Annotated in this window: 1 protein-coding gene; it reads right to left on the bottom strand. The window is 62.4% G+C overall.

Annotated features, from left to right (window positions below; translation table 11 throughout):
- Positions 1 to 18 precede the first annotated feature (18 nt).
- Positions 19 to 777: an IS5 family transposase gene (locus B9A24_RS20805; protein ID WP_084447963.1), complete on the bottom strand. Its 759-nt coding sequence runs from the start codon at positions 775 to 777 to the stop codon at positions 19 to 21.
- Positions 778 to 860: the final 83 nt, after the last annotated feature.

The raw sequence follows: 860 nt of genomic DNA on the forward strand, positions 1-860 counted from the left end.
AAGAGCGTGTTTGGGAATTCAGGTTCGATTGAGGCACATGGTGATATTGGCCACCAAGAGCCACGTGACATGGCTGGCGGGGGTGAACTCATAATCGACGACAAGGCGCCGAAAACAGGCCAGCCAGGCAAAGGTGCGTTCGATGACCCAGCGCCGGGCCAGCGGCACGAAGCCACGCTGGGTGGACGGCCGACTGCTGATCTGCTGGCGCAGGCCCAAGCCGTGCAGATGTCGGGCAAAACGTCCCCGATAGGCGGCATCCGTGAGCACGAGTTGTAGGCGTCGCGCCCACCAGGGTCGGCGCGGCAACAGTGCCAAGGCGCCGATGCTGTCGTGGCGGTGCGCCGCGTGCACGTGCGCGGCCCAAATGCGCCCGCCGGAATCGGTCAACAGCTGGCGTTTGCGGCCGTTAACGAGCTTATACGCGTCCAGGCCCCGGTGTTCGTAAATGCGCGGGGCTAGTTTGACGCTCTGGCTATCGAGGCAAGCCAGTGCCGGGGTGGGCGCGCGGCCGTGCGCGACCCGGTCCAGGGCGTTGACGACGGTATTGAGTTGCTGCCACAGGCCCAAGCGCTGCCAGCGGTAGAAGTAGTAGTACACGGCCGTCCAGGGCGGGAACTGCGGTGGTAGCGCCCGCCATTGGCACCCGGTACGACACACGTAGAGCAACGCATTGAAGACGTGACGCAAACACAAGCGCCGACGTCGTTGCACCGGCAGCAGCAACTCGATAACTTGCCACTGCGAGTCAGTAAGGGGTTGATAGCCGTCAACCATATGCAGGAAGGAGCCTAGGAACTCCCCCGCTAACTTACTGACTCACTTTCTTTTGCCCTATCCCCAATTCCCAAACACGCTCT

This window comes from Hymenobacter roseosalivarius DSM 11622, assembly GCF_900176135.1.
In the GTDB taxonomy this organism is placed as follows: Bacteria; Bacteroidota; Bacteroidia; order Cytophagales; family Hymenobacteraceae; genus Hymenobacter; species Hymenobacter roseosalivarius.

Coding starts and splice junctions, on each gene's coding strand:
- B9A24_RS20805 (WP_084447963.1), bottom strand. CDS start 777: ATGGTTGACGGCTATCAACCCCTTACTGACTCGCAGTGGCAAGTTATC.